A 22,403-nucleotide genomic window follows, 5' to 3' on the forward strand; every position below is an offset into this window, starting at 1 on the left:
GGAAATATTAAGCGAATAATTCTCCCTGTACATTGCTATCATCTTCCGGATCTGGATCTTCATCTTCAGAAAGTAACTCTGCACTGATCAGATCATCACCGGCAATCCTTGTACCCACTGCTTTCCAGCCAGTCACTTCGATAAACTCTGCCAGGTTGATTTCCTCTTCTTCTGGATTACGTTTTTTACCAGTTTTCAGCAATACCACTGGTTGTGTATGCGTAGTCACCATTTCCAGATAGTTGCCCTGTCCTTCCTTAATGAATACAAACTTGTTATTCAAGGTTTGCGTTTCAATGCGGAAACGTTTTACATTGAACTGTTTTTTGTCTGCATCAAAATAAATAGCAGTAACGATTTTATCCGGATTGAACTTCTCAATATATACGACATCGTTAGATTCGTAACGGTTGGTTAACTCATAATTTGTCAACTCATAGGTACCATTCTTAAATGCCACGAAGATTTTATCTTCTCCTTCAAAACTACCGATGTATACACCTCTTTCTTCGGTATTCAGTCGGCCGGTTTCAGGATCATACCAGATTTTTTGTCCTGCCAGTGTACTAACGCCTTTCTCTTTGAATTTCACACCACGGATAGGATATTTAGTTACCTGGTTACCCATGGAGTTACGCCCTTTAATCGCAATGGTTTCAAAGAACAGATCAAATTCTTTATTTCTGGCGGAGCAGTTCGGACTAAGCTTAATGGTTACTACTTCTGCTTCTCCGTTAGGGTTAGCAGAGAAGTAATGTACCTTGGAGTTCTTTTCTCCTTTATGTGCCAGATCGTATTCTTTATCACGCGTTACACCCGTAACATTGAAACGTTTTGCGTAGCTGACGCCTGTTTTACCTTCTACATAAATCATGTTGTAGGTAGTACGTTCATCATTTTTACGAAATACATCTACGTGAATAATATCTTTACCCACAAAGGTTTTATCAGCTACTTTGGTCACCAGCATCTTACCATCTTTGCGGAATACAATGATATTGTCGAGGTCAGAGCAATCTGCAACAAATTCATCTTTCTTCAGGGAAGTACCGATAAATCCATCTGCACGGTTCACATAAATTTTGGTATTGGCAATCGCCACCTGTTGTACCTGAATGGTGTCAAAGGTTTTGATTTCTGTATTACGTTCACGGCCCTTACCATATTTTTTGAGGAGTCCTTCGAAATACTCTACAGAGTAGTCTACCAGGTTAGCGAGATGGTGTTTTACCTCTTTAATTTCGCCTTCAATTCCTTTGATCTGCTCATTTAGTTCATTGATATCGAGGCGGTAAATCCTACGTACAGGCTTCTCCGTTAGTTTAACAATATCTTCTCTAACGATGGCACGTTTCAGGTTTTTCTTATATGGAGCAAAAGCCTTGTCGATGGCCGTCAGCACAGCTTCCCAGTCTTTATGCTTCTGTTCCAGTTCTTTATAGATACCTTTCTCGAAGAAGATTTTCTCCAGGGAAGTATAATGCCATTTATCTTCCAGTTCTGCCAATTTAATTTCCAGTTCCTGCTTCAGCAGTTCTTTGGTATAATCAACAGAAGATTTAAGCAGATCCGAGGCAGTGATAAACTGCGGTTTATCATCCACGATTACGCAGGCATTCGGGGAGATAGAAATTTCACAATCGGTAAACGCATATAATGCATCGATCGTGATATCTGGAGAAATCCCTGGTGCCAGCTGCACTTCAATTTCAACATCCTTAGCAGTGTTATCAACTACTTTACGGATTTTGATCTTACCGCTGTCGTTGGCCTTAACGATAGACTCCATCAGCTGGGTAGTGGTAACACCGTATGGCACATCCTTTACCAGCAGGGTTTTCTTATCTTTCTCTTCAATATGTGCACGAACACGCACTTTACCTCCACGTTTACCGTCGTTGTAGTTGCCTACATCGACCATACCGCCGGTGGCGAAGTCAGGAAACAACTCAAATTTTTTCCCTCTCAGGTATTTGATAGAAGCGTCCAGCAGTTCGTTAAAGTTATGTGGTAATATTTTAGTAGACAGACCTACTGCGATACCTTCTGCACCTTGTGCCAGCAGCAGCGGGAACTTCATCGGCAGTGCCAGCGGCTCATTTTTACGGCCGTCATAGCTCTGCTGCCAAGTGGTAGTTTTAGAGTTGAATGCTACATCCAGTGCAAACTTAGAGAGGCGAGCCTCAATATATCTGGCCGCAGCCGCATCATCACCGGTTCTTACATCTCCCCAGTTACCCTGTGTTTCTATAAGCAGATCTTTCTGTCCAAGGTTTACAATGGCATCGCTGATGGAAGCATCACCATGCGGATGGTACTGCATCGTTTGTCCGATAACGTTAGCCACTTTATTGAAGCGGCCATCATCCATTTCCTTCATGGCATGCAGGATACGGCGCTGAACGGGTTTCAACCCATCTTCAATGCTGGGAACCGCGCGTTCCAGGATTACGTAGGAAGCATAATCCAGAAACCAGCTCTCATACATACCGCCGACATGCGTGACATTATGCAGAGATTCGTCTGTTGTTTGATTTTCCATATCCATTTATTACTCTTACGATTTTACTTTTATCATTTTTTCAAAATCCTCTCTCCATACACGTACACTATCTTTTCGTACATCATCCATGGAGTTGAGTTCTATAAAACAGCAGTCTGTTACAGCAATGAGCTGATGCCATACCAGGATAGGTATTTCTACCCGGCAAGGCGCCTTTATCTCCGTAATCACAATTGCATCACCATCCAGCGGACACCAATGTATTTCGGCTGTTCCACTGAAGAGATACATGATCTCAGGATTCTTATTATCACTATGACCTTCATGATAATGCTGGCCACTGCTACTGCCTGCATTTCTGTAACACAACATGAAATCACCAGTACGTTGGCTATTCCACATATAATTACTACCTCTTTCATCTTCTCCCTGCAGGGATACTGGCGTTATTTCGATCATAGTAATAAAGCTGGCTTAATATATCTTTCTAATTACTGGCGACGCACTGCTAGGCATTTTCTACCGGTACTGTGGCGGTTGCTTCTTCGCCACCAGGTTGTTTAATTTCAAAATCTTTCACAGTTTTGAGCTCTCCCCTGCTTTCCAGTTTTCCTTCACGTACCAGCTCCTTTAATCGCCAACCAAGGAAATGCTCTGGCAGCGGATATTTCAGCTTACCTCCCACCTGATTGGCTATACGCCAGGCTTTAGTAAACTCTTTACCTGCCTGCAGTTGCAAATCTTTATCATAGAATGTTGCCGGCTCTCCTCTTAGTTTTTTACCGCCTTCGAGTATACGAATTCCAGCATTTTCATTCATGAGGCGATGCCACTCATCGCCATCCAACTCAAACTCAGCCAGCGACACAGGGCGGGCAAGTTTCTTAGCTTTCAGGAATTCTTTCGGAAGTATCTGATGCAGATGAGTAGGATAAAATACCGCCCCTTTTTCATTTAAGAAAGGAAGATTGTTCAGGTAGATGATATGAACACGACCAGAGAAGTCGTACAACTGACTGACCAACCAGAAATAGCCGGTTACGTCCTTTGAGTTTTGTCCGGCCCAGATCCAGATTTCTAATTCAGGATCCTCTTTCAGCATTGTTTTTAGCTCTCGGAAACGATCCTCATCACCAGGTATTTCAGGTGCTGATTCCACTACCGGCGCAGCCGCTTCTTCAAACATATCGGCAGTTGTAGCCGCAGCAGGCGCTGTGCCCTGCATTTGCTGCCACCACTGACGACGGCCCGCTTGCCCTTCCTTCGTATCAAGGATGAACAAAGGTCCTACGGACAGGTCATCTTCAAAACACAGAACATCTCCCTGCATTTTTTCATCCATGCCAATGGCTTCAGCCAATACCGGCACAGATGACAGACCAAACACAATATGCTTTAAGCTCATACAATCTCTAAATTACCTGACAAACTATTCTTCCACGAGATCCTTCTCGTAACGGAGGTTATTAATGATAAATTCTTGTCTTGCCTGTGTATTCTTACCCATATAGTATTCCAGCAGTTTCTGGATATGGATGTCTTTAGACAAAATGATTGGTTCTATACGCATATCATCACTGATGAATCTGCCGAATTCCTCCGGAGAGATCTCTCCCAATCCTTTAAATCGGGTAATCTCTGGTTTACCAGTCAGCTTTTTAACCGCCTTCTGTTTCTCCTCTTCATTATAGCAGTAGATGGTTTCCTGTTTATTACGTACACGGAACAACGGTGTTTCTAAAATATATACGTGCCCGTTCTTCACCAGATCAGGGAAGAATTGCAGGAAGAATGTGAGGATCAGTAAGCGGATGTGCATACCATCCACGTCAGCATCAGTTGCTACTACAATATTATTGTAACGCAGCCCTTCCAGCCCTTCTTCAATATTCAAGGCATGTTGCAGCAAGTTGAACTCTTCATTTTCGTAAACGATCTTTTTAGTCAGACCGAAACTATTTAAAGGTTTACCACGCAAGCTGAATACCGCCTGTGTTTCCACATTGCGAGACTTAGTAATAGAACCACTTGCAGAATCCCCCTCCGTAATAAATATCGTCGTATTTAATCTGCGTGCTTCCTGTTCTGCTTTGTCCTTACCCGTAACTTCCTCATTCAGGTGAATACGGCAGTCACGCAGTTTTCGGTTATGCAGGTTCGCTTTCTTCGCACGCTCGTTGGCCAGTTTTTTAATACCTGCCAATTCCTTACGCTCTCTTTCACTCTGCTCGATACGTTTCTTCAACGCATCCGCTACTGCTGAATTTTTATGCAGAAAATCATCCAGGTGCTTAGACAGGAAGTCCAGTACAAAAGCCTTCATAGAAGGACCGCCATCGTACACTGTCAGGGAACCCAGTTTGGTTTTTGTCTGCGATTCAAACACCGGCTCCTGTACTCTTACTGCAATAGCAGCGCAGATAGAAGCACGGATATCAGTAGCATCATAATCTTTTTTGTAGAAATCACGTACCGTTTTCACAAATGCCTCACGGAATGCCGCCAGGTGCGTACCTCCCTGTGTCGTATGCTGCCCATTCACAAAGGAATAATACTCTTCCCCATATTGGTTTTCATGGGTAATCGCCACTTCAATATCTTCTCCTTTCAGGTGAATGATAGGATAACGCAAGTCATCATCATTCGTCTTACGCTGCAATAAATCCAGCAGACCATTTTTGGAGATATACTTTTTACCATTGAAGTTGATCGTCAGGCCCGCATTTAGGAAACAATAATTCCACATCTGGTTCTCCAGAAATTCAGGAATATAACGGTAGTTCTTAAATACAGTATCATCAGGCGTAAAGGTCACTAAGGTGCCATTCTCTTCGTTTGTAGCCGTTTCTTTATGATCTTTTATCAAAACGCCACGATCAAACTCTGCTACCTTCATTCTTCCTTCACGCACGGATTGTACGCGGAAATAGCTGGACAAAGCATTCACTGCTTTGGTACCCACACCATTCAAGCCCACCGACTTCTGGAACGCCTTGCTATCGTATTTGGCACCAGTGTTGATCTTACTCACCACATCCACTACTTTACCTAATGGAATCCCACGCCCGAAGTCTCTCACCGTTACGCTATGCTCCGTTACCTTAATATCTACCTGCTTACCAAAGCCCATTGTATGCTCATCGATACAGTTGTCGGTTACCTCTTTCAAAAGAATGTAAATACCGTCGTCCATGCTGGAACCATCGCCCAGCTTACCGATATACATACCAGGACGGAGGCGGATATGCTCCCGCCAGTCCAGCGACCGTATGGAGTCTTCCGTATAGGAAGCAAATAGATCCTTATTATCCGTTTTGTCCGTATTTGCCATAATATATTAAAGTTTCCTTATATTTATACTGTTTCTTCTCAAATCCGGCTGTCATCTCTACTAAATCTTTTAGCAAAACCAGATTACTGGCAAAAATAATGGATTCAGCGAATCAACCCAAGTCTAACTTAAATAAATAAAAAAATGTATGCGTAATATTGGTTATATAACATATATTATTATATTTACAAAAGATAGCCTTTTCTTGTAATTTCTACTGTAGATGACGAATTATTTAATAAAACAATCATCTACAAATAATAGTTTTTCAGAAAGATATCTTTACAATATACCTATTTTTTGAAATCCTAGCCAATGTCCTTATGAAAACACTATGCCTTATCCTTTCCCTGCTGCTCATAGTTGCAGCCTTTATTGCCAGCCGCTATATCCGCAAAGAGCAGGAAAATAACGTAGGAAATAAATTTCTCAGACTCATCCGCAAGTTCGATAAATGGCAGATGATGCGCTAACTTCTTATATTTTTTATTCCAATTAACCGGCTTTACCTACTGAATTGAAATTAGGTCGCTCAGCATGGCTATGACAGATTAAGATACTTTCATCTTTAATCCTGTTCCCTATGAAAACTAGTTTATTATTTAAACTGGCTTGTCTGTTGATTGCCGCAATGGTTTTACTGGTATACCAAATACGAAATTGGTTAAAAACAGAAAGGCATTGAATAAATCAATGCCTTTCAATTTCTTATTACTTATGTAGTACAGTAATTATCGGTTGTAATACTTGTTCACTGCATCAGTCCTGCTGCGTACATGCAGTTTTTCATAGATATTGTGGACATGCCTTCTCACTGTCTCAATACTAATAAATAAATTGCTCGCAATTTCTTTATACAGGAAGCCTTTGGACAACTGATCCAGGATTTCCTTTTCACGGGTAGTCAGGGCCTCCAGCGCCGGATTAGGTTTCGCCTGCTTCTGGAAAAATGCTACCACTCTTCTCGCAATCTGTGAACTCATCGGTGAGCCACCTTCATGTAAATCACGAATAGCTTCCAGTAATTCTCCCGGAGAGGTTTTCTTCAGAATATAACCACTAGCGCCAGCTTCCAATGCATTGAAGATTTTATCATCATCCTCATAAACCGTCAACATCATAAACTGCATATCCTGGTATTCCGCTTTTAATCGCGCAATACATTCAATACCATTCATACCTCCCGGTAAGTTGAAATCCATCAACACTACATTTGGTAATAAATGAGGGATCTGTTCCAAAGCGGTTTCTGCATTATTGAAAGTGCCAACACAGGCATATCCGTCAGAACCATTAATCAGCAATTCCATAGCCGTGCGAATATCATGGTTATCCTCTACTATAGCAATAGAGATAATATCCATGTTATCCTGGGACTTCTTCTTTGAGTATACCGTCATGTTTTAAGTAATTCTAACACTTAGATGTTATAGTAACAAATGTATGTTAATTTAGTGGGATATCGAGAAAAACTATTGTTCCGTTATTAGACGTTATTTCAGCATTTCCCCCTACTGCTGTCATTCTTTTCTGAATATTTTTCAAACCATTTCCGAATAATCTCACCTTTTCCTGATCAAATCCTTTTCCATTGTCCTTGATCATAATGGTCATATTCTTATTGTTCATCTTCACCTCTATCACCACCTCGGTCGCCTTTGCATGCTTCATCACATTATGCAACGACTCCTTCACAGCAAGGTAGATATTTCTTCGTGTCCCCCCGCTCAACTTGATGTTAGGTATGGTTTCCGGAAAATAAAATTGATGCGTGATATGTGCGTGCTCCAGAAAATCAGCCGCGAAACTTCTCATATAAGCAATCAGGTTAGCAAGCGAATCATTTGATGAATTCATGGCCCAGATAATCTCACTCATCTTATCCACCATCTCTCCTGCTGTCTCAGAAATACGCTCGATCTCCTTCGTCTGCGAACTGTCCTGTATCTTACGCTTCGCAATTTCACTCAGCAACCTGATAGTGGAAAGCCCCGACCCCAGATCATCGTGCATATCACTCGATATACGCGCACGCTCCTGGTCCACCGCCTGCTCCTTCTCCAATTTTAATTTCTCATGACGAATCTTATAGTCAAGATACAATGTTGAAAAATAATATGCAATGCCTAACAATAATAACAGCAATAAAAATCTAAACCACAGCGATTGCCAGAATGGTATTCGTATCAAAATCTCCAAAGATGTTGGCGTAGTATTCCAGATATCATCGTTATTGGAAGCCCGCACCTTAAATGTATATTTCCCCGGATGAAGATTCGTATACCTCGCCATCCTGAACGTTCCGCCATCTACCCAATCCTCATCCGCTCCCTCTAACTTATACTGCACCCTGTTCTTCGGCGGGTTCGTATACTCCAATGGTACAAACTCCAACGCTATCGTATTTTGGTTATACGGCAACTCTACCTTCTTCAGTAAAGAAACCACCGTGTCAGACTCATACGGCTTGTCCAACACCTCCATGCGCCTGATCACCACCTTCGGATAATAGGGATTGTTACGGAAATTCTTCGGATAAAATCCATTTACCCCTCTGATACCTCCAAAAAACAATTCTCCATCCACCGACTTAAAACATGCACCTGTATTAAATTCATTCGACTGCAACCCATCTTCATGATCAAAAGTGATAATCTCATTGGTGACCATGTTTATCTGCGACAGTCCTTTGTTATGACTCACCCAAATCTTATCCTTATCGTCCAGCAACACGCCATACAGATAGTCATTGATCAGCTTCGGATTATCGTAACTGTTGAAATGCTGTACGATCTTGTCTTGCTCATTTAATACAAATAACCCTTTGGTGCCTGCTACCAACGCCTGCTTATGACTATTCTTAGTGATAGCCTTTACTGCTGCACCCTCTGGCAAATTAACACGGTTCCAATGACTGTTACCTGTATGTCTTACAAAAACCGCCGACTTAGTTCCCACATACTGATTGCCCATCATATCTTCATAATAAGCAGTCAATACTTCATCACCAAAATCATGCACCAGCGATACTTTATACTTGCCCGCCTCTGAGGTGAACGTCAGCAGATAATGCCCATAGTTGAAATATAATTCTCCATTGGACCGCTTGAATAAAAACGGAAACTGCCCCGGATCTCGTGGCAGCCCCAGTGGCTGAATATATTTCGTCAGATCTGTGTAATTGCGATTGATCACATTGAATAATCCAATATGCATGCCTTCAAAACTCAGCCAGATATGTTCATAATCCTCTCTGCAAATGGCTGCCAAACTGTTTCCCGGGAATTTTTCAGGATAGGTTTCATTGGAAATCCTTTCCAGGAACCTGCCGGCATCCCCATAAACATTCAGCCCATCATTCATCAGCCCTACATACAATTTGCCATCATCGTGCTTGTATATAGACCTGACCATATTATGGGTGATATAGGGAGATCTGTAAAGATTAAATATTTTTCTGTGTGGAGAATATTTTTTGATACCATCACCATCTGTTCCTACCCACATGTTATCAGAAGCATCCCTGTAAAGGAAAGTAGTTACATTGAACGAGTGCGTTTCAAAAGTATTGTAACTAACAATATGGCGGATGATTTCATTTCTGGCAATACTATATATCAATACGCCATCATTACCGCCAATCCATGCATTCCCATCATGGTCCAGCTCCATTGTTCTTGGAATAAAAGGCTCATTCCGCTCATTACGTACCTCATAAGCACGGTCGCTGAACTTATTCCTTTTTTTATTGAAGATGGTAATATGTCCGTCGCTGGCAATTATAAGCGAATCTTCATTCAGCCGGCGCATCACCGGATTCGCACCTACACCAGGCAAACAGAATGTTTGTAGCTGTAAAGTGTGAATATTCAATGCCAGCAACTCTCCCGGCTGGTACGACATCCAGATCAGGTCATTATCCTTGTAGGCAAACTGAGGAATGATGCCAGCAGCAGTAAATTGCCGCGGATATGCAATGATTCGTTTTTTAGAGTATGTGTCTCTGTCCACTACGTACAACCCTTTCATCGGACGCCATATCCAATAAGTATGCGTCGCCGTATCTTCGCCAAGTATCTTAAACTTTACATTATTATCCCGCTCTGCAGCATTGATACAAGAAGTATCTAATAATATAGCGTTGAAATTATTCAGGTACTTATTGTAAATACTGATACCATTATTATGGGCCAGCAACAATTGATTACGACTATCTTTAAAAAAGGAGTATCCTTTATACCCTCTCAGATCAAATCGATTAATAACTGCCCTGTTACCATTGGTAGTACGAGGTACCAGCTCCCCTCTCCCATCTCCGGGCTTAATCTGAACATTGGGTTTATATCGGTATTCGTTGAAGATATATCCATCAAAACGGTTAATACCATCTCTGGTAGAAAACCACATAAAGCCCTGGTCGTCCTGGGCAATATCAAATATGGAACTTTGAGAAAGACCCTCATTTACACTATAGCTGTCAAATATGTAGGGCTTCTCCTGGGCACGTGCGATCATCGCACATAAAATGCATAGGCTTATCAGGACAAGTACTTTCATATTACGCGGTAAGTGCACGATGGTTTTAGTGTTAATGACAGTAAGCAGGTTAAGGCTTTATTGCAAATATATAATTCTGCTTCACACTTTATAGCAATTTTGTAATTTTCTTCCCGCTAACAGATTGGAAATAAATATCATAACTTATGTTCACTGACCCTTTTTTTGGTACCGCTAAGAAACGTTACACTTTACAGTGGCTGCTTTCAGCCGCAGGAGTTCGTTTCATATTATTGATTATTTTACTCCTGGCAAACCGTATTTCATTGTCTGCCCAACAAAAATATCAGGTAAAAATAATCTGCCCTCAACCTGAAGCTACCAGTATTCGTGGTCTTGCCACTACCAGCGATAGTGCCATCTGGGTATCTGGCACCAAAGGCAAAGTGGGCAGGTCACTTGATGATGGTAGCAGTTGGGAATGGTTTATGCCCGATCCCAATTGCGATAGCTGCGACTTTCGCTCACTACATGCTTTCAATCGCAATACAGCTGTCGTTATCCGGATAGGGCAACCCGCAAAAGCTTATCTGACACAAGATGGCGGAAAATCTTGGACTAATACGCTCACCATCGATACCGCAGGTATATTTATCGACGGACTCACTATCTCAAAAAATGGCGAAGGCTATGCTATCGGCGATCCACTCCCCGATACCACAGGACAGCTACGCTTTGTAATGCTACAAACTCACCACGGAAAACAATGGCAAACCATCACAGGGCCTATTGCTGCTAACGGTGAGGCCATCTTCGCCGCCAGCAACACCAGCCTGATATTGCTACCAGATGGAACACCCTGTTTCGTAACCGGTGGATCAAAATCAGCCATTTACAAGAAAAAAGGACTTAACTGGAATGCCTATACGCTGCCAGTCATTCAGGGCGAATCCGGTACCGGCGCTTTTTCCGTAGCCTTCCGCGACCAACAAAATGGCATCGTCGTTGGCGGAAATTATAAATCAGATACCCTCCGGGATCGTAACTGTTTCCTGACCACCGATGGTGGGAAAACATGGAAACCTGCCCGTACAGCGCCTTCCGGTTATAAATCCTGTGTAACATGGCTGAATAAAAATATGGTGATCACTACCGGCACCAGTGGTACCGACATCTCTCTGAATGGTGGCCAGGACTGGCAAACTATTGGCAAAGGATTTAACGTATCCACCAAAGCTGTCTATGGAAACAAAATTTTCCTCGCAGGCAAGGAAATTGCAGTAATAACTGTTGAATAATAAATGATGAAGGGAAGTGAGATGGACCTGCTACTAATCAAAAAGGTGCTCCTGGAAAGGTGCACCGCTGGAATAGGTTAAAGCAAAAAGTACATTTATTGCTTTCAAGTTAATAAGATATTTATACTTTTTTGTGTCTTTTTTGTCAATTGAATATTTTTTATCGTAAACGTACCGATATACATTCTGAACGTGAAAGCCCGAAAGCACAATTTTTTTTGTGTAATTTAAGCCCGGGATATCCAATACATTGAATTAGAGTTTATGCAAGTCGAAACTTCATCCAGCAAATATTCTGAGAAACACTACCCGGACGCGATCAGGTCCTGGAAAAAAGAAGGCAATTATTTTTCTTTCTATACCTCTGAAACCATCCTCGAAATACGCGTTATTTCAGATAAAATAATACGTTTCAGATACGCTTCTGATGGCACTTTTCAACGGGATTTCTCCTACGCAACCAGCGATACACTAGAAGAATCCCCCATCGCGTTTGGTATCCGGGAATTTGAAGAAAACTTTGAAATATATACAAACTGTATCAAGGTATTGATTGCCAGAGATAACCTGCGCATCACCATTACCGACCTGAATGGAAAAGTGATCAACCAGGACGAAATGGGATTTCACTGGCAGCACTATCTCCAAAAAGGTGGAAAAATCGTTTACTGCAGTAAACTCATTCCTGAAGGAGAGGTTTTCTACGGACTTGGTGATAAACCTACTGACCTGAACCTCCGTGGCAAACGCCTGGAAAACTATGGCACCGATGCCTACGGCTACCAGAAAGATACAGACCCACTCTATCGGAATATACCTTTCTATTACGGATTGCATAATAATATCGGCTACGGTATTTTCTTTGATAATACTTTTCGCACCATTTTCGATTTCGGTAAAGAAAGAGAAAATGTATGCAGCTTCTGGGCAAGAGGTGGTGAGATGAACTACTACTTTATCTACGGCCCACAACTCATGGAAGTAGCGGAAGCCTATACCCGCATTACAGGCACGCCCGAATTACCTCCCATGTGGGCACTGGGTTATCACCAATGCCGCTGGTCTTACTACCCCGAAAAAAGAGTTAGAGAAATAGCCACCGAATTCCGCCAGCGTCAAATTCCTTGTGATGTCATTTACCTCGACATCGACTATATGGATGGTTACCGCTGCTTTACCTGGAACAAAGAATATTTCCCTGATCCTGCTAAAATGATCAGCGACCTGGAGGCACAAGGCTTCAAAATCGTTGTCATTATAGATCCTGGCATCAAAGTAGATCCGGAATACAGCATTTATCGCGACGGCCTCAAAAATAATTACTTCTGTAAACGCGCGGATGGCGCACTTATGGAAGGCGATGTATGGCCAGGAAAATGTGTATTCCCTGACTTCACCAATCCTGAAGTACGCGAATGGTGGGCCAGCTTATTCAAAGGTCTTGCAGAAACCGGCGTACGCGGCGTTTGGAACGATATGAACGAACCAGCTGTTTTCGAAATGGGTAGCTTCCCGGAAGATGTACGACATGATTATGATGGCGAAGAAGTAAGCCATAGAAAAGCACATAACATTTATGGGCATCTTATGAGTAAGTCTACCGCAGCCGGGCTCAAAAAATACCTGATGCCGCATCGTCCTTTCGTAATTACCCGCTCCGCCTATGCAGGCGCACAGCGCTGGTCATCCGTCTGGACAGGTGATAACGTTAGCAGCTGGGAACATTTATGGCTGGCTGCTGTGCAATGCCAGCGCCTTGCCGTTTCAGGTTTATCATTTACGGGCAGCGATATTGGCGGTTTCATTGGTGAGCCCGATGGTGAACTTTATACCCGCTGGATCCAGCTGGCCACTTTCCATCCACTGATGCGCACTCATAGCGCCAGCAATGAAACAGGTTTCAACCAGGAACCATGGAGCTTCGGTGAGAAATATGAAGCTGTCACCAAAAAATTTATTAGTCTAAGATATCAGCTGCTTCCTTACTTCTATACCACTTTCTGGCAATATGCACAAAACGGTACACCGATGATCCGGCCACTATCTTTTGTAGCACAAGACGAACCTGATACCTGGAACTGCTCGCATGAGTTTATGTTCGGCGACTCCCTGCTGATCAGCTTTGTGAATGAAGCCAACATGCAGGAAAAGGATGTTTATCTGCCTAAAGGGGAATGGTACTCTTACTGGAATGATCAACGCTATACTGGCGGCCAACATGTAATGGTACCTACTCCACTGGAAGAAATGCCATTGTTCGCAAAAGCAGGCAGCGTAATTCCTTCTTTTCCGCTTATGCAATATACCAGCCAGCAACAGCCAGAAGAAATGATCCTGGATATTTATTATGGAGAAGAAAAAACAAAGAGTACCCTCTATGAAGATGCAGGCGATCATTACGGCTATAAAAATGGCCAGTATAATGTAATTCGCTTCAAGCAGTTATCAGACGCAAATAAATTCTTCCTGAAGAAAAAATACTTCGTGAATTACCAAACTTCCTATAACCGCTACAGGATAAGAGTACACGGTTTACCATTTGCAGCTAATACGATTCTGGCAGATGGAAAAATCATCCATGCAGAACAAAACGCTGCGGCAAACATCACAGAATTCTTTACAGATAAAGGATTTGAAGAGATTATCATTCAGCCTTGATGATCGTTGCAACGTGCTGTGGATTTTTTTAGAAAGATTTGATAGTGAAGTAAAAAATAGGTTTAAAAAAAGCAGGCACAATAGATAGATATCTAATGCCCTTTGTCCTAACCTATGCCAACTTTAGAGTATCAAAATTAAAGCGTCTTTAATACACTTCAAAATTCATTGCTGCAAAACAGCCATAATGAACAAAATGAACAGGAATAGCAACTGTTCATTTTGTTCACATCAGTCCAACCTGCTCCCACACTTGATTTTCAGGCAAAAATGCATTTTGCAGATAGCTCATCCGTGCAAATACAAATCAGCATTGTGATCGCTAGCTGTAACAGCCAATTATGATTTGGGAGAGGTATAAAAACAAAAACTCCCCTTTTCAGGAGAGTTTTATATGGCTATAAACTGCGAAAAATTTATACCATCAGGCTAACCAAGTATTGCTCGGTATTCATGTTAATAATATATCGATAGGAAACAAATAGACATTAATGCGCAAAATATCAGAAAAATAAATACTGCTCTAAACATCAATTCAATTTTGTCTACACTGAAATCATAATGATTCCCTTCTGAGTGACGTTTCGCGTGGTGCAAGCTTAGGCTTTTCATACAAACAATTTAATAGGATTATGGAATAAAGAAATACAAAAAATAGCTGTATTTCAATGGGTTGATATAGCTAAACATCCAGATAAATTGAAAGTACAACTAAAAAAGCTAAAATGGACAAATCTTTTTGTTCATTTTAAAGTATAGGTTGTTCATTTTCTGCCTAGTGCTTCTTCTTGCCGCCTGCAGCCGCTTCATGTGGCAATTGTGATACTGGCGCCTTTGGTGCCACAGACACTGGGATGGAATCATTATCACCAGCTTCTGAAGCTGGGATGATCTCTCCCAGGCGGTAATATTCCTTGCTCATTTTTCCTGTTTCCTCGTCATAAACCTTCCAGAGTCCTTGTCTTACAGGATTACCTTCCCTTACAATCTCCTTCATCGTCTCATTTCCAGTTTCCAGATCAATTACAGCAATAGTATCTTTCTGTCCAGGTATTTCAGATGATACAATCAGTCCTTCTGCACTTTTCTTTCCATCCGGATAGAAATACTTGCAATAGCCGTTCAATGCGTTGTTTTTATATGTTTCCTCCGCCAGTAAAATTCCTGAATGTGTACTTTTCGTCCATTTTCCGTCTTTCCGGTCATTTTTATAAACTCCCTCCCAGGTAAATCCAGGCTCTCCCCTGATCTCTCCTACTTCCTCCATCCACAATCCCTGCTTTCTACCTTTTTCATCCTTCTGATTGTGTTTAGGGACCTTATACTCCAATTGCTGGGCAAAGGCACATAGCACAAAACACTGAATCATACAAACAAGTAATAACCGACGCATAAAATAGTTTTTCACAAGTTAAAGAAAAGATATATATATTAACAAAAAAGCCTCTCCCTTTGATGGGGAGAGGCTCTGACAATAAATACGGCGTTACTGTTTGCTAAGTTTGATCTGACCCAGCGGTGTATCCTGGCCTTTATTAATACTTACATTGGAGATAGTGGTATCCTTGTAAGGCGCAGATGGATTGATGAAAACATTCCAGTTACCTGGTTTCAATCCACGCACTTTAAATGAACCATCTTTCCATGGCAGTGCATAAAGGGTATCGCTGTTACTGTTATAAACAGTTATAACAGGGTAGGCATCTGTAGGTGTAACGCGACCTGACAAGCTGCCCATTTTCAGGATAGTGAATACGTTAATGTAAGGGCTCAGAATAAATTTACCATCTCTGGTTTTGATAATAGAACGTTGTACATCAAAATCAAGCCATAACTGCAGGTTATCTGTGCTCAGCTGATCCCATTCTGTATGTCTCACACGAATGATGATCTTACTCTGACCAGTGATAGAAGTTACAGGATAGGTAACTCCGTTTTTAACCAATGAATTGTTACTACCGATAGTGATACGGATACGTTCCATGGTACCTTTGTGAACTGTGCCTCCGGCAAGCAGGGTATCAGCGCCGTTACGCAGGGTTAACAGGTCATAAACACCTGGATGAATGGCCAGCGAGTCCCATACTTGGCAACTGTCGCTTTTCTGACCTAATTCATTGTCCCAGCCACAACGATTATGGTCGTCCCAATCTTCGTTGCCTGCCTTTCCGCAGGTGTCTACCAGCACTTCTACTTTACGGATATCCAGCATTACTTTGTCAAAGTATCCAGGATCATCGGAAAGGAAAAGACTTACTTTTTGCTGATTGGCCGGAATGGGCTGGGTAGAAGTGGAGTTATCCTTGTTACAAGCTGTAAAAAATATGGCTCCTGCTGTAACAAGCACTGCAAATACTAACCCGGCTTTACGGAGATAGTTCCTCATAAATAAATGGTTTTAAATCAATAAAAAATATGGATGCAAAAACTTGGTTGAAAAATTTCTGATTAGTTGACAATGAGCCTTATTGTCTGCCATTGGGGCACTCTCTGTTTCACCGCAATTTCCGGCCCGCTTAAATAGATTGTTAAAATTCCTCAGGGTTTAAAACAGCAAAAAAAATGGCTCACCTGGTTAAGGTAAGCCATTATATAACTCCAAATGCGATCAGTTTATTATCTGGCGGGCGCAGAATAACGAAGGATTGTGGCTCCCAATGGTGGTAAGCGCAAACCAATCGAATATTCTCTCCCATTGTAAGTCTGCTTAACTGCCTCCTGCTCCTGCGAATTAATAACGCCACTGCCATAATACTCAGCAGCATCACTATTCAATACTTCCTTCCACTTACCTGGAACCGGAACTCCAATAAGGTAGTTTTCTCTCGGAATAGGTGTCATGTTCAAGGCAACCAACAGCAAATCATCTGGCCGTATGCCTTTACGCATGTATACCAGCACGCAATTATCATAGTCATTTACGGTAATCCACTCAAAAGTAGCGCTGTCAAACTGCTGCTCATATAACGCGGTAGAACTGGTATATAACTGATTCAACGCTTTCACATATTGCTTCAAACCTTCATGTGGCCTGAATTTCAGCAGATGCCAATCAAGTTCCGTTTTATAATTCCATTCAGATGTCTGCCCAAACTCATCTCCCATAAATAACAACTTCGTACCCGGATGCGTAAACATATAACTATACATCAGTCGCAGGTTAGCAAACTTCTGCCACTCATCTCCCGGCATCTTATATAACATAGGAGATTTTCCATGTACAACTTCATCATGACTCAATGGCAACATGAAGTTTTCGCTAAAAGCATATACCAGGCTGAATGTCAGATCATTCTGATACCACTTTCTATACACAGGGTCCTTTTTGAAATAATCGAGGGTATCGTTCATCCATCCCATCATCCACTTCATTCCAAATCCCAAACCGCCGAGGAAAGTAGGTCTGGAAACGCCATAGAAAGAGGTTGATTCCTCTGCGATAGTTTGCACGTCAGGAAACAAGGCATACACCGTTTCATTCAGCTTCTTTACAAACGTGATTGCTTCCAGATTTTCATTTCCACCATGTTCATTAGGTTCCCAGCCACCACGCTCCCTGCTGTAATCCAGGTGTATCATAGATGCCACTGCATCCACCCTTAAGCCGTCTGCATGATATTTATCTAACCAGTAAACTGCATTACTCAAAAGAAAAGAACGCACTTCATTTCTGGCATAATTAAAGATATAACTGTTCCAGTCGGGATGATAACCTTTACGCATATCCGCATATTCGTAGGTATGAGAACCATCGAATCGGAAAAGGCCATGAGCATCATATGGGAAATGCGACGGTACCCAATCAAGTATCACACCTATTCCTTCCTGGTGCAGTGTATCAATCATTTCCATAAACTGCTGCGGCGTGCCGTAGCGCGAAGTTGGAGCATAATATCCTGTCAACTGATATCCCCAGGAGCCATCAAAAGGATGTTCCATTACCGGCATCAGCTCCACATGGGTAAAGCCCATCTCCTTTACATATGGCACGAGCATACGGGTAATTTCCGGATAAGAATAAAATTTTTCTTCATCCAGCGGATCAGGCTTACGCCAGGACCCCAAATGCAATTCATATACACTGAAAGGACGCTTAAGCGAATTATGATCTTTACGTACTTCCATCCATGCTTTGTCTTTCCACTTATAATCCAGCGAATGAACAATAGAAGCGGTTTTAGGCCTCACTTCCCACATGGTGGCATAAGGATCTCCTTTAAACAATTCTTCGCCGCTATTGGAGCGGATAAAATATTTGTAAAGACTGCCATCACCGATATCAGGAATAAATCCTTCCCAGATGCCGGAGCTATCCCAGCGTGGTAAAAGGGTATGGCTGTAATGATCCCAATCATTAAAATCTCCAGTTACGGATACATAGGCCGCATCAGGCGCCCATACTGCAAAATAAGTTCCCTGCATACCGTCGCAGGTAGCGGGTCGGGCACCAAACTTTTCGTACAGCCGATAATGTGAACCGGCCTGAAATAATGCGATGTCTGCGGATGTAAAAAGGGAAAAGGGGATAACGGACTGTTCTACGTTATAGGAATCTCCGGTCATAAGACTGCTGGTTGAATGTAGTATCAACCAAGATAGTTTAATTTTTGGGAAATTGACAAAATAAAATTCTGTTTACGAAGAACATTTTTCGACTCACGGTAGTGGCTATATGAAGAAAGTTGCATCGGTGGGAGCAGCCATAGGAAGGGCATGACAATAAAAAAGGGCTCTATTGTGTAGAGCCCCTTTTCTTATTGCAATTTCAGGTATTGATTAGTCTTTAGAGAACTTACGTTTAAACGGAGGTCTTCCACCGCCACCGGAGAATTCTCTTTTTTCGCCTCTTTCACCACCACGGTTTCCACCGCCTTCGGTGCTGTGCCAGCGTTTGCGAGGGCCGTCATCTCTGCGACCACCACCACCGCCACCGCCGCGACGTTTATCACCATCCTGGGACATTTCGATCCTTACAGAACGGCCATTGTATTCAACTTTCTTGAAGCTCTGGGTTACTTTTTCTACCACATCGTTTTCTACTTCGAAGAAAGAATAAACACCTTTCAGATCGATACGACCAATTTTGTTACCGCGAACGCCAGTGTTATCACACAGGTAACGCAGCATATCACCACGGTTGAAATCGTCTACAGAACCCAGGTTGATGAACAGACGAGTGAACTTGCCGTTATCGCGGCGTCCACCTCTTTCTTCACCAAATGAACGTTTTTCTTCTTTCACGTTCAGGTCTGCAGCATCCTGGTAGTATTCGAGGAATTGGTTGAATTCCAGAGAAGCGAAGCGTTTGATCAGCTCTTCTTTGGTCATGTTAGCAAATTCTTCGTTGATACGTTCCAGATATGGTTCGATCTGTTCTTCGTTTACCACTACGTTATGTACTCTGTGGATCAGACCAAACAGTTGTTTTTCACATACTGCGAAGCCATCAGGTACTTCACCTTTAGTAAATTTCTTACCGATCACTCTTTCAATCTGACGGATTTTACCGATATCACGGCTGCTAATGATAGCGATAGAAGTACCAGACTTACCTGCTCTGGCGGTACGGCCAGAACGGTGAGTGTAGTTTTCTACGTCATCAGGCAGTTCGTAGTTAATAACGTGCGTAACGTTGTCAACGTCGATACCACGGGCAGCAACGTCAGTAGCTACCAGTACCTGCAATGCTCTTTCACGGAAGCGTTTCATTACCTTATCACGCTGTTGCTGGGTAAGGTCGCCATGCAGTGCATCTGCATTGTAGCCATCTTTAATGAGAGATTCTGCGATTTCCTGAGACTCAATCTTGGTACGTGTAAAAATGATACCGAAGATATCCGGGTTGTAGTCAACCAGGCGTTTCAGTGCTGCATATTTTTCACGTGGGCGTACCACGTAGTATTCGTGTTCGATATTAGCGTTACCGCTGTTTTTATTACCTACGGTCAGTTCAAATGGATCTTCCATGTACTTCTGTGCGATACGACGCACTTCCTGCGGCATGGTAGCGGAGAACAACCAGGTAGTTTTTTCTTCAGGGGTGTTAGAAAGGATACTGTTGATATCTTCCTGGAATCCCATATTCAGCATTTCATCTGCTTCATCCAGTACAGCATAGCGTACATTGTCGAAGTTGATAGCGCCACGATCGATGATATCGAGTAAACGACCCGGGGTCGCTACTACGATATGAACTCCTCTTCTGAGTTCACGCAGCTGTTGAACGATGCTGGAACCACCATAAACGGCAACGATGCTAACGTCGCCCAGGTGTTTACTGAAGTTTTTCAGATCATTGGTAATCTGAAGGCAGAGCTCACGGGTCGGGCATAATACCAGTCCCTGAGGTTTGTGCAGGTTTACATCAATTTGCTGAAGCAGCGGCAGGCCAAATGCTGCTGTTTTACCAGTGCCCGTCTGGGCAAGACCCACGAAGTCGCGGTCACCACTCAATAAAACGGGAATTGCTTTTTCCTGAATAGGGGTTGGAGCAACAAAGCCCAAGTCTGTAATTCCCTTTAAAATGGACTCTTTTAAGCCCAGTGATTCAAATGTTGTCATTGATTTACATTGATCCGGCTCCGTCGGGAGCCTTAGTAAGAGTGCCCGTTTAATGCGGGGACTTTTGAAATATTTTTTCTGTTACTTCAGACATTTTGCCTGAAGCAAAGAGGCAACGCAGGTTTTTTCAGCGCGCTGCTTACACCAGTTCTCCTTCGAGGTCGTAGTCAAATGCTTTCGTGATACGAACCTCCACGAAGTCGCCGGGTTTAAGGCGTTTGGTGGTATTTATTATCACTTCATTATCTACTTCCACAGAGTCAAATTCAGTGCGGGCAAGATACCTGCCGGACTCTTTCTTGTCTACGATTACTCTAAAAATCTTCCCAACCATTTCCTGGTTCTTTTCCAGGGAGATTTCCTGTTGCACAGCCATAATATCCTGTGCTCTTCTTTCTTTTTCCTCAGCCGGAATGTTGTCTTCCAGTTCGTAGGCACTGGTACCTTCTTCATGGCTGTAGGTGAATACGCCTACACGGTCGAAACGCATTCTTTCGAGGAAACTTTTGAGTTCTTCCACATCTTCCTCTGTTTCACCAGGGAAGCCGGCAATCAACGTTGTACGCAGCGCAATGCCTGGTACTTTTTCGCGGATAGCCTGAACGAGCTCTTCAATTTCTTCGCGGGTTATCTGACGTTTCATCGCTTTCAACATACCATTAGACGCATGTTGCAGCGGCATATCCAGGTATTTGCAGATATTTGGGAACTCATTCATTACATCGAGCACCTCCAGTGGGAATTTAGTAGGATATGCATAATGCAGACGTATCCATTCTAATCCTTCTACCTGGGCAAGGGCGCGCATTAAATCACCCAGACGGCGCTTTTTGTAGAGATCCAGACCATAATAAGTCAGTTCCTGTGCAATAAGCATGATTTCTCTTACACCTGATTTAACCAGTTTTTCTGCTTCTGCCACCAAATCTTCAATCGGCTTGGAAACATGTTGACCGCGCATCAGTGGAATTGCACAAAATGCACAGGTACGGTTACATCCTTCTGCAATTTTCAGGTAAGCATAATGGGAAGGAGTACTAAGTAAACGCTCTCCTATCAGCTCAGCCTTATAATCAGCATCAAATTTTTTGAGAATCAGCGGAAGTTCCATTGTACCAAACCACGCATCCACTCCTGCAATCTCAGATTCGAGATCACCACGGTAACGCTCGCTCAGACAGCCGGTAACATAAACTTTGTCCAGTTTACCTCTCTCTTTGAGTTCTACTTGTTCCAGGATGGTGTTGATGGATTCTTCTTTGGCTTTGTCGATAAAACCACATGTATTCACTACCACAATGTTGTGGTCGCGTTTTGTACTTTCATGTACAACGTCAATTTCGTTAGCAGCAAGCTGACCGCTCAATACTTCCGAATCAACCATGTTCTTGGAACAACCAAGCGTAATAATATTAACCTTGTCTTTCTTTAAAGTTTTCGTCTTCAAGGGCGAATGTTTTAGAGCATGCGGGTCAGAATTTTTCTGTTCCGCTACCGCCACGAAGACACACAGACACTAACATAATAAAACAGCAGACTTACTGTACGTGACTTT

General features: G+C 42.6%; 14 protein-coding genes. 3 read left to right on the forward strand and 11 right to left on the reverse strand.

Going from position 1 to position 22,403, the window contains the following annotated elements:
• Positions 1-7: 7 nt before the first annotated feature.
• Genes ACE38W_RS18570 through ACE38W_RS18585 form a run of 4 tightly spaced genes read right to left on the reverse strand, consistent with a single transcriptional unit; the run spans position 8 to position 5,834 of the window.
• A complete protein-coding gene (locus ACE38W_RS18570) occupies positions 8-2,542 on the reverse strand; it encodes a DNA gyrase/topoisomerase IV subunit A (protein WP_375833048.1) in 2,535 nt (844 codons plus the stop codon).
• Positions 2,543-2,557: 15 nt separating this feature from the next.
• A complete protein-coding gene (locus ACE38W_RS18575) occupies positions 2,558-2,962 on the reverse strand; it encodes a hypothetical protein (protein ID WP_375833051.1) in 405 nt (134 codons plus the stop codon).
• A 49-nt stretch (positions 2,963-3,011) separates the two neighbouring features.
• Positions 3,012-3,908: a DUF1835 domain-containing protein gene (locus ACE38W_RS18580; protein WP_375833053.1), complete on the reverse strand. Its 897-nt coding sequence runs from the start codon at positions 3,906-3,908 to the stop codon at positions 3,012-3,014.
• 24 nt (positions 3,909-3,932) lie between these two features.
• A complete protein-coding gene (locus tag ACE38W_RS18585) occupies positions 3,933-5,834 on the reverse strand; it encodes a DNA topoisomerase IV subunit B (protein ID WP_375833055.1) in 1,902 nt (633 codons plus the stop codon).
• A gap of 323 nt (positions 5,835-6,157) precedes the next feature.
• Between ACE38W_RS18585 and ACE38W_RS18590 the strand changes: the two genes are divergently transcribed.
• Positions 6,158-6,307 (forward strand): hypothetical protein, encoded by a 150-nt coding sequence (locus tag ACE38W_RS18590; RefSeq protein WP_375833057.1) that lies wholly within the window; start codon positions 6,158-6,160, stop codon positions 6,305-6,307.
• A gap of 258 nt (positions 6,308-6,565) precedes the next feature.
• On the opposite strand, the gene ACE38W_RS18595 is transcribed toward ACE38W_RS18590, so the two are convergent.
• On the reverse strand, positions 6,566-7,234 hold the full coding sequence (locus tag ACE38W_RS18595; protein ID WP_375833058.1) for a response regulator: 669 nt from the start codon (positions 7,232-7,234) through the stop codon (positions 6,566-6,568).
• 46 nt (positions 7,235-7,280) lie between these two features.
• The gene (locus ACE38W_RS18600; RefSeq protein WP_375833061.1) at positions 7,281-10,391 is read right to left on the reverse strand and encodes a triple tyrosine motif-containing protein; all 3,111 of its coding nucleotides are present in this window, start codon (positions 10,389-10,391) and stop codon (positions 7,281-7,283) included.
• A 146-nt stretch (positions 10,392-10,537) separates the two neighbouring features.
• Here ACE38W_RS18600 and ACE38W_RS18605 point away from each other — a divergent pair, with 146 nt between their 5' ends.
• Positions 10,538-11,629, forward strand: a complete 1,092-nt coding sequence (locus tag ACE38W_RS18605; RefSeq protein WP_375833064.1) for a WD40/YVTN/BNR-like repeat-containing protein — start codon at positions 10,538-10,540, stop codon at positions 11,627-11,629.
• A gap of 264 nt (positions 11,630-11,893) precedes the next feature.
• Entirely contained in the window at positions 11,894-14,287 is a 2,394-nt protein-coding gene (locus tag ACE38W_RS18610; protein ID WP_375833067.1) for a glycoside hydrolase family 31 protein, read from the forward strand.
• Positions 14,288-15,062: 775 nt separating this feature from the next.
• Here the strand turns inward: ACE38W_RS18610 and ACE38W_RS18615 are convergent.
• From ACE38W_RS18615 to rimO, 5 genes are all read right to left on the reverse strand, one after another.
• Entirely contained in the window at positions 15,063-15,680 is a 618-nt protein-coding gene (locus tag ACE38W_RS18615) for a toxin-antitoxin system YwqK family antitoxin (RefSeq protein ID WP_375833070.1), read from the reverse strand.
• Between the two features lie 93 nt (positions 15,681-15,773).
• Positions 15,774-16,673, reverse strand: a complete 900-nt coding sequence (locus tag ACE38W_RS18620; RefSeq protein WP_375833073.1) for a DUF4382 domain-containing protein — start codon at positions 16,671-16,673, stop codon at positions 15,774-15,776.
• Between the two features lie 230 nt (positions 16,674-16,903).
• Positions 16,904-18,850 carry a 1,4-alpha-glucan branching protein GlgB gene (gene glgB, locus ACE38W_RS18625; protein WP_375833076.1) on the reverse strand — a complete coding sequence of 649 codons (1,947 nt, stop codon included), beginning with the start codon at positions 18,848-18,850 and terminating at the stop codon, positions 16,904-16,906.
• A 213-nt stretch (positions 18,851-19,063) separates the two neighbouring features.
• Positions 19,064-20,848, reverse strand: coding sequence for a DEAD/DEAH box helicase (locus tag ACE38W_RS18630; RefSeq protein ID WP_375833079.1), 1,785 nt, complete (start codon positions 20,846-20,848; stop codon positions 19,064-19,066).
• A 139-nt stretch (positions 20,849-20,987) separates the two neighbouring features.
• Positions 20,988-22,295, reverse strand: a complete 1,308-nt coding sequence (gene rimO / locus ACE38W_RS18635) for a 30S ribosomal protein S12 methylthiotransferase RimO (protein WP_375833082.1) — start codon at positions 22,293-22,295, stop codon at positions 20,988-20,990.
• Between the last annotated feature and the right edge of the window lie 108 nt (positions 22,296-22,403).

The sequence above is a fragment of the Chitinophaga sp. Hz27 genome, assembly GCF_042263525.1.
In the GTDB taxonomy this organism is placed as follows: Bacteria; Bacteroidota; Bacteroidia; order Chitinophagales; family Chitinophagaceae; genus Chitinophaga.

Excerpts from the sequence above, each read along its gene's own strand:
- ACE38W_RS18600 (WP_375833061.1), bottom strand. The coding sequence starts at position 10,391 with ATGAAAGTACTTGTCCTGATAAGCCTATGCATTTTATGTGCGATGATC.
- ACE38W_RS18585 (WP_375833055.1), bottom strand. The coding sequence starts at position 5,834 with ATGGCAAATACGGACAAAACGGATAATAAGGATCTATTTGCTTCCTAT.
- ACE38W_RS18615 (WP_375833070.1), bottom strand. The coding sequence starts at position 15,680 with ATGCGTCGGTTATTACTTGTTTGTATGATTCAGTGTTTTGTGCTATGT.
- ACE38W_RS18630 (WP_375833079.1), bottom strand. The coding sequence starts at position 20,848 with ATGACAACATTTGAATCACTGGGCTTAAAAGAGTCCATTTTAAAGGGA.
- ACE38W_RS18575 (WP_375833051.1), bottom strand. The coding sequence starts at position 2,962 with ATGATCGAAATAACGCCAGTATCCCTGCAGGGAGAAGATGAAAGAGGT.
- glgB (WP_375833076.1), bottom strand. The coding sequence starts at position 18,850 with ATGACCGGAGATTCCTATAACGTAGAACAGTCCGTTATCCCCTTTTCC.
- ACE38W_RS18605 (WP_375833064.1), top strand. The coding sequence starts at position 10,538 with ATGTTCACTGACCCTTTTTTTGGTACCGCTAAGAAACGTTACACTTTA.
- ACE38W_RS18595 (WP_375833058.1), bottom strand. The coding sequence starts at position 7,234 with ATGACGGTATACTCAAAGAAGAAGTCCCAGGATAACATGGATATTATC.
- ACE38W_RS18590 (WP_375833057.1), top strand. The coding sequence starts at position 6,158 with ATGAAAACACTATGCCTTATCCTTTCCCTGCTGCTCATAGTTGCAGCC.
- ACE38W_RS18610 (WP_375833067.1), top strand. The coding sequence starts at position 11,894 with ATGCAAGTCGAAACTTCATCCAGCAAATATTCTGAGAAACACTACCCG.
- ACE38W_RS18620 (WP_375833073.1), bottom strand. The coding sequence starts at position 16,673 with ATGAGGAACTATCTCCGTAAAGCCGGGTTAGTATTTGCAGTGCTTGTT.
- ACE38W_RS18580 (WP_375833053.1), bottom strand. The coding sequence starts at position 3,908 with ATGAGCTTAAAGCATATTGTGTTTGGTCTGTCATCTGTGCCGGTATTG.
- ACE38W_RS18570 (WP_375833048.1), bottom strand. The coding sequence starts at position 2,542 with ATGGAAAATCAAACAACAGACGAATCTCTGCATAATGTCACGCATGTC.